This is a genomic window from Mesorhizobium sp. P2_C4 (genome assembly GCF_056404575.1).
Window position 1 is genome coordinate 59,830 of record NZ_JBFUDT010000014.1, and the last position, 7,930, is coordinate 67,759.

Consider the following 7,930-nt stretch of genomic DNA (forward strand, 5'->3'; position numbering starts at 1 on the left):
GACCATCCTACTGCGATTGCCCGGGCCGCCAAACTGTCGAACCCTCGCCCAGCGACCAATTGGCGCTTCGCCGCGCCTCCAATTCGCGGCCTAGCTCAATGATCCCAACCATCGCGCGCGTAAATTCAACCATACTGTTTGCCGTGACAGCTGCCTTGTCGGGACTTTGTCCAATCTGTTCGGCGGCTCCGCAGCACGACAGGCGGATGAGATCGTAGTGCGGATCTCTCTCGTCGTCTGGCAACGCCGCTATTTTCAGGGCGCGACGGTGAATCATCCGCAGCACCTGTGCCAATGTTGTTCCGACACTCATGCGTTTTGCTCCGCATCGGTCGAACGTCCAGGCATTGATAGGCGCTGGAACGTCGATCGGAGGTTGTTTCTCGTCCCCGATGCGGAAAGGCTGCTCCCTACCTGTTAACATATCGTTGATTGCTAATATATGTGCATCACACCAGCTTGGCTTGCCGCAGCGGCGGCGGCGGGCTGCGCTACCGTCAAGGCCATCGGCAGCGCCCTGAAGGCCGGCACCAATTGCGGCTCCTGCCGCGCCGAAATCCGCGGGATCATTCAGGCCAACCGAGTGGAGGCGGCGGAGTAAGTTCCAGAAAAAGAACCCCGGCACAGGGCCGGGGTTAAGATCTGGCTATCCCGGCAGATCAGAACGGCATTCGGCCGCTCGACTGTTCAAAGCCAGACAGCGAACCGTCACTTTCTGCTCGGATCGTCCGCCGGGTTAACGTAGGTGATCGCGAACGGCCCTTCGCCATGAACCTGGACGATCGTATCGCTGGTCGTCCACGCGTAGTGGTTCATGCCCTGGGGGGCAACACCGAAGCCGCCGGCAGTCAGTTCGATGCCTTTCGCCTCGTCGAGCTTGTCGCCCATTCCAATATGAAAGTTGCCGGAAATCACCGTCACATATTCCGACGTCGGGTGATTGTGCGCGGGAATCTTGTAGCCGGCGGGCAGCTTCAGCCGCAGCACATAGATGCCGTCCTTTGAAGGATCTCCGGCGATAACAGCCATGTCGGCGCCCGCGGGAAGGACAGCAGGAGCGGGGGCCCATTTGATGCTGTCCGCATTCATCGGCATGTCGTCGGCAAACAGCGGCGCCGTGCCGAGCAGCAGCAGCGCCAGCGTCGAGGCAAATCTAAGCATCAAAATCTCTCCATATCTCACAAGGCGTGGCCCCAAGCGTCAAAGCTGAGCCACGAACCGCCGGGGCCTACCAAGGTGGATGCCTCGCCGCATCCCCCGCGCGGGGGAGGTGCTGGGGTGAGGCGTCTCTGTGGCGGGATTTGAGAGAATCGAACTTAGGCTGATGGTCGCTTCGGGCGACGCTTCATTCTTGCCAGCCGGCTAGCTCTGGCAGGTCATCAAGCCAGCTTTTCTCCGTCATCGGGGCATCGCCGACCTGCGGTGCGGCCTCGCTGGCGTTTTGAATGAGCCAGTCCATCCACTTCCGATAGGCAGCCGGGTCCAACTGGGGCGGCAGCACCTTGGCCTTGGCCAGCATGCGCTTGCGAAAGCTGACTTGCCTGCGCAGTTTGGTCGTCGTGAACTTGATTGCCTTGCCCCGGTATTCAACCGTCCAGCGCCCATCCCGGTGGCTGGTGAGCCTGTCGATGGCGAAACCGGCATCGACCGGCCTGTCCCGCCAGGGAAGCTCGATGGCATTCTTCCTGAGATCGAGTGCCCATCGCCTGTAGTCGGCCCCGGCACGCTGCGGCGGCAGTACGCCAGCCTGTTCGAGCATCTTCCTGCGGAAGGTAGGCTGCTTCTTGAGCTGCCCGGTCGTCAGTTCGATGCGATGCCCGCGGAATTCGACGTGCCACCGGATCCTGCCATTGCCGAAATACTTCACCAACCTGTCGATGAAGAACTCGTCATCGGCAAGTGCCACGCATCCCTGGCTGATGCTGTCGAGAATGTACTGGCTATCGGTGGGCATGAAGCGGCCTCGTGCGGGGACCTTTGAGGAAGCTTAGCCAGTGGCACGCACCAGCGGCCACCAATCTTTTCGCCCCGGGAATCGCGCCGATAAAAAACGGGGTCAACATGTCCGATTAAATAGTTGTTTTTTATGTAATTTTTGGCTGAGGAACCTGGCCTCGCCACCTACTTTGGACCACGATCCACAAATTGAAAAACGCGAATATGTTTGGCGCGAAGCTTGTTATTTCTGGCGGAAGGCGGAGTGGAACGACACAACCAGCGGGCCTAAAATGTAGTCGAGTGCGGTGCGTTCCTCGGTAACGATCATGACTGACGCCGGCATGCCTGGGTAAAGCGCAATCTGTGGGGCCGCTGCCAATTCCACCGGATCGACAGCCACGTCGGCGAGGTAATAGGGAAACCCGGTCTTGCTGTCGGTGATGCGATCCGCCGAAATGCGGGTGACGCGTCCATGAATGATCGGTATCGAACGCTGCTTGTAGGAGGTGAAACGAACTTCGGCGGCCATGTCGGGTCGCAGGTTCGATATGTCCTCGACGCGAACCTGCGCCTGGACGATCAGCGAATTCTCGGTCGGCACGATGTCGAGGATTGTCTGGCCTGGCGCCACGATCGCACCGATCGAGAAGACGCTGAGATCCATCACCTGGCCATCATAGGGCGCGCGCACTTCGGCCCGGTCCATGGCAGCCTGGGCGGCAAACATCTTGGGCACGAGGTCAGCAAGGTTCGATTGCGTATCGATCAGCATGGCCGACAGCTTGGCCCGGCGCTCGTTGGTCAATTGCGCGATCTGGCTCTCGAGTTCGGCTTTGCTCTGTTGGCTGCCGCCAATTGCGCCGAGGTTCTCGTCGATCAGGCCCTGCAGATCCGAGGCGGACCGTTCCAGTTCCAGGATGCGAGGGCGGGTCGTCAATCCGGCCTTGAGCAGCTTCGACAGGCTGGCCTTCTCGTCGATCGTCGATTGCAGCTGTGCCTGGTAGGATTCGACCCGGGACTGCTTGCCCTTTATCTGCTCCTCGAGCTCGGCAATGCGCCGCTCGAGGATCTGCGTGGCGCCGGCCATCGAGGCGCGCTGGCTTTCCAGGTCGGCGATCTGGTTTGCCATCGCATCCCTGAGATAGTCCTCATGCTCCTTGAGAATGTCCTTGGGAAAGGCAACAGCCACGCTGCCGTCCAGTTCGGCCCGGATCCTGGCGTCGGTTGCGCGCAAGAGCGCATATTGCTGGGCATAGAGATTGAATTCGGACCGGATTCTGGTGTCGTCCAGCTTCAGCATGATGTCGCCCTTCCTGACGACGTCGCCATCCTTGACGCGGATCTCCTTCACCGTACCGCCGTCGAAATGCTGTACGCTCTTTCGATTGCCTTCCACCTTGACGATGGCGTCGGCGAGCACCGCGCCGTTCAGCGGCGCAAAGGCAGCCCAGCCGCCGAAAATGCCGAAAAAGGCAACGATGATCAGCAGGCCGATATAGGCCGGCGCGCGGATCGAATCCGGGGCCTGGATATCGGTTTCGCCGGGCAGGCTCCGGTAGGTGAGGGCGACGTCGCTCATCGATCTCTCCGGCCACAGCTCATTGGGTTGCCACCGCCATTGGTGCAGCGCGCTGGTTGAGCAGCGCCACGATCTCGTTCCTCATGCCGAAGGCCTCGACGGCGCCATCGCGCAACAGAAGGATCTTGTCGACATTCGCCAGGGTCGAGGGACGGTGCGAGACGATGATCACCGTGCTGCCGCGGCGCTTCAGCTCAATCGCGCAGTCGCTCAGCGCGCGGTCGCCATCGGCGTCGAGATTGGAACTCGGCTCGTCGAGAACGATCAGGTTCGGTGTGCCGAACACCGCTCGGGCAAGGGCAATCCGCTGCCGATATCCTCCTGACAGGACTGCGCCGCCTTCGCCGATCTGGGTCTCGTAACCCTGCGGCAGGCGAATAATCATCTCGTGCACGCCAGCCAGCCGCGCGGCCTCGATCACCTCCTGGTCGACATTGGTCTTGAAGCGACCGATGTTGGCGGCGACGGTATCGGCAAAGAGTTCGATGTCCTGTGGCAGGTAGCCGATGTGGTCGCCGAGCGCGTCGTGCCCCCACTGCGACAGGTCGGCGCCATCCAGCCTGACGGTGCCGCGGCTGGGCTGCATAACGCCGGCAAGGTGACGTGCCAGGGTCGATTTGCCGGCGCCGGAAGGGCCAACGATCCCGAGCGCCTCGCCTGCGTCCAGCCTGAACGATACGTCCCGCAGCAGCACTTTCTGCTGGCTGGCAATTGCAAAGCTGACCTGCTCGACCGAAATCTTGCCGGTGGGCTTCGGCAGGTTGAACGATCGTTCGTTCCGCGGTCCCCCATCGACCAGCTTCTCGACCCTTGCCAACGCCGCCCGCGCCAGGATCAGGCTGCGCCAAAGGCCGACGATCTGCTCGACCGGCTGTAGCCCCCGGCCCAGCAAGAGGCTTGCGGCAAACATGGTGCCGCCGGTGATCTGCCGTTCTATCACCAGATAGGCGCCGAGGCCGAGGATCAGCGACTGCATGGTCAACCGCAGGAAACGGATCAGGCCGGACATCAGGGCGGCGCGATCGCTTGCCTCCGCCTGGCGCCGCAGCGCGAGGTTACGGTCGCGCCCCCAGCGGCGGATGAGACCGTCGATCATCCCCATGGCGCGAACGACTTCCGAGTTTCTGAGGCTCATCTCGGTAAAGTTATAATTGGTCGTCGCCAGGTCGTTGGCCTGCTTCAGCGGCGAACGCACGAGATACTCGTTGAGCACGGCCATGGCGATCAAGAGCAGCGAGCTGCCCAGTGCGAAGAAACCAAGCCACGGATGCAGCAGGAAGATGATGCCGATGTAGATGGGCGACCATGGCAGGTCAAACAGGGCATGGATGCCGCTGCCGGTAATGACCTGCCTGAACGTGTCGAAGTCGCGGATAGGCTGGCTCGGCGAGGAGCCGGGCGATGGGGTTTCGACTGACGCGGCGAGGATCTTTGCCGAGAGCAGCCGGTCGAGCCGCGCGCTGGCACGCGTCAGAATCCAGGCGCGCACCAAATCGAGGCCGGCCAGCGAAAGGAAGGCCGCCAGCAACACAAGGGTCAGCATCACCAGCGTGGTTTCGCTGCCGCTGGTGACGACCCGGTCGTAGATCTGCAGCATGTAGAGGGGGGAAGCGAGATAGAGCAGATTGATCGCCAGGCTGAATGCCGCCGCAACCAGAAAATAACGGCGGCATGCCCGAAGCGCGTCCTTCACGATCTTTGATTTGTTGTCGAGACTCAACTACCCAGCGGAAAACCGCCCCCCTGTCCACGCCCGGAACCTATACTACTCCTGGTCCTTCGATCGGCGATGCGGCCCATTTGGAATTCTACCGTAAACCTTAATTAGTAAGCTCAATCCTCGGCTGGCGGGAAAAGAGGCGGGCCCACGGCTCTCCGCAGGCCCGCCTCCCAGTTCACAGAATGAAATCGCTCGCCGTCAGTCCAAGCCCGGTACCCGTCAGCGTGATCTGGAAATCGGCTGTCGTGTTGCCGTTGACGTCGGCGCGAACGATCGTGTTGCCGCCGCTTTCCGACCAGGTGATGCTGTTGGCGACGGTGGCCGCATTCAGCCCGCCGAACAGGAAGGCCTGATCGCTGCCGCCTGCAACGGCGTCGATCGAGGACAGGTCGATCTTGTCGGTGCCGTGCACGAAGTCGGTGATGGTGTCGAAATTGCCGGCACCGGGCGCCGAATCCGAAACGGCTGATCCGTAGTAGAATGTGTCGGCCCCCAGGCCGCCGGTAAGCGTGTCGGCGCCGACGCCGCCGACGAGCCTGTCGTTGCCGTCGCCGCCATTCAACGTATCGTTGCCGCTCTGGCCAAAAAGCGTGTCGTTCCCGGCCAGGCCGAAGATCTGGTCCGCGCCGCCATTGCCGTAAAGAACGTCGTCGCCGGCATTAGCTCCGCCGCCATCGACCGAACCGCCACCGTTGCTGCCGGTGATGACCTGGAACGTCTCGCTGTACTGGTAGGCGGGGCCAACCGGGTCGCCGACCTGCGTCGCCTGCACGGTCACGGAGAATGTCTTGCTTGGCGAGAGATCTCCTGAGCTCAACGTGCTGCCGGCGATCGAAAACAGTCCCACGTCCGATTGCGAGGTGATGCTGTAGACAAAGCTGCCGGGATCCGGATCGGTCGCGCTCAGCGTTCCCATGAATTGGAACGCGTTGAAGTTTACATCTCCGGTAGTGGTGCTGGGCGTGAGCTGGATATCCGTCGGCGCAAACCGCGGCGGAGCGTCGGCGGTGCCGAGGATGTCGATAGCGACCGAAGTGTGTGTGCCATCGGCGCTGAGCACATCGAAGTTCTCGGTGTAATGCTGACCGGCGACGAACTCGTCATGCGCCGAGGATGCGGTGTAGGTCCAGGCCCCGGCCGCATTGATGGCGAAGGTCCCGTAGTTGCCCGCGGTCCCGGCCTGGGCTGCAAAGGTTGTCGGACTGTCGACGTCTGAGATGGTCAGTGTTCCGGAGGTCGAGATATCGGTGGCCGAGTTGGTCTCGGTCAGGTTGACCGATGCAGACGACAGCACCGCCGCGTCGTTGGCGCCATGGATGGTGATGTCGATCACCTTTTGGGTGCCGTCGGCGGTGGTGACCGTCACCAGTTCATGCAGCGTGGTGTTCGCGCCGGTGCTGTTGAGCGCCTGGACGGCCGCGTTGTTGTCGTCGAGCGTATAGCTCCAGGTGCCGTTGGCATCGATCGAGAAGGTGCCATAGGTCTTGGCGACGGCGGCCTGGACGGTAAACAGCGCCGAGCTGTCGACGTCGATCGCATTGAGATCGCCGAAGGCCGAGGCGTCGCCGGGCGTGCCGTTGGCGACACCGCTCTTTTCCGTCACCGAGGTGTCCTCGACACCATTGACCGTGATCACCGCGGCGTCATTGGCGCCGTTGATGGTGATGTCGATCACCTTTTGGGTGCCGTCGGCGGTGGTGACCGTCACCAGTTCATGCAGCGTGGTGTTCGCGCCGGTGCTGTTGAGCGCCTGGACGGCCGCGTTGTTGTCGTCGAGCGTATAGCTCCAGGTGCCATTGGCATCGATCGAGAAGGTGCCATAGGTCTTGGCGACGGCGGCCTGCACGGTAAACAGCGCCGAACTATCGACGTCGATCGCATTGAGATCGCCGAAGGCTGAGGCGTCGCCGGGCGTGCCGTTGGCGACACCGCTCTTTTCCGTCACCGAGGTGTCCTCGACACCATTGACCGTGATCACCGCGGCGTCATTGGCGCCGTTGATGGTGATGTCGATCACCTTTTGGGTGCCGTCGGCGGTCGTGACCGTCACCAGCTCATGCAGCGTGGTGTTCGCGCCGGTGCTGTTGAGCGCCTGGACGGCCGCGTTGTTGTCGTCGAGCGTATAGCTCCAGGTGCCATTGGCATCGATCGAGAAGGTGCCATAGGTCTTGGCGACGGCGGCCTGCACGGTAAACAGCGCCGAACTATCGACGTCGATCGCATTGAGATCGCCGAAGGCTGAGGCGTCGCCGGGCGTACCGTTGGCGAGACCGCTCTTTTCCGTGACCGAGGTGTCTTCGGCACCGTTGACGGTGATCTCCGCCGCGTCATTGGCGCCGTTGATCGAGATGACGATGTCCTTGGTCGTGCCGTCCGAGGTCTGCACGGTGATGGTGTCGGTGAGTGCCGGATCGCCGGTGTTGAGCGCCTGGACGGCGGCGTCATCCTCGTTGAGCGCGTAGCTCCATTCGCCGGCCGCGTTGATCGACAGCGTGCCGTGCACGCCGTTGGTCAGCACCGAGAAGTCGGTGCCGCTGTCGACATCGCTGGCGTCGAGATCGCCGATTGCCGGCGAGGTGCCGGCCGTGCCGTTGGCAACRCCGGAGGCTTCGGTCAGCGAGCCGCTGGCATCGCCGGTGATCTCCGCCGCGTCATTGGCGCCGTTGATCGAGATGACGATGTCCTTGGTCGTG

At 62.1% G+C, this 7,930-nt stretch carries 5 protein-coding genes and 2 pseudogenes; 1 reads left to right on the forward strand and 6 read right to left on the reverse strand.

Going from position 1 to position 7,930, the window contains the following annotated elements; all coding sequences use genetic code 11:
• Positions 1-7: 7 nt before the first annotated feature.
• Positions 8-313 carry a hypothetical protein gene (locus tag AC1DX6_RS30300; protein ID WP_477320227.1) on the reverse strand — a complete coding sequence of 102 codons (306 nt, stop codon included), beginning with the start codon at positions 311-313 and terminating at the stop codon, positions 8-10.
• Positions 314-463: 150 nt separating this feature from the next.
• Here AC1DX6_RS30300 and AC1DX6_RS30305 point away from each other — a divergent pair.
• Positions 464-601, forward strand: a pseudogene (locus AC1DX6_RS30305) ((2Fe-2S)-binding protein); the annotation flags it as partial.
• Positions 602-708: 107 nt separating this feature from the next.
• Here the strand turns inward: AC1DX6_RS30305 and AC1DX6_RS30310 are convergent.
• The 5 genes and pseudogenes from AC1DX6_RS30310 to AC1DX6_RS30330 form a co-directional block, all read right to left on the reverse strand.
• On the reverse strand, positions 709-1,161 hold the full coding sequence (locus tag AC1DX6_RS30310; protein WP_477320229.1) for a cupin domain-containing protein: 453 nt from the start codon (positions 1,159-1,161) through the stop codon (positions 709-711).
• 165 nt (positions 1,162-1,326) lie between these two features.
• A pseudogene (locus AC1DX6_RS30315) lies at positions 1,327-1,954 on the reverse strand (hypothetical protein); the annotation flags it as partial.
• Positions 1,955-2,179: 225 nt separating this feature from the next.
• Positions 2,180-3,517, reverse strand: a complete 1,338-nt coding sequence (locus tag AC1DX6_RS30320; RefSeq protein ID WP_477320231.1) for an HlyD family type I secretion periplasmic adaptor subunit — start codon at positions 3,515-3,517, stop codon at positions 2,180-2,182.
• A gap of 19 nt (positions 3,518-3,536) precedes the next feature.
• Positions 3,537-5,210: a type I secretion system permease/ATPase gene (locus tag AC1DX6_RS30325; protein ID WP_477320233.1), complete on the reverse strand. Its 1,674-nt coding sequence runs from the start codon at positions 5,208-5,210 to the stop codon at positions 3,537-3,539.
• Positions 5,211-5,412: 202 nt separating this feature from the next.
• On the reverse strand, positions 5,413-7,930 hold a 2,518-nt coding region (locus AC1DX6_RS30330; RefSeq protein WP_477320235.1), incomplete at its 5' end, for a VCBS domain-containing protein.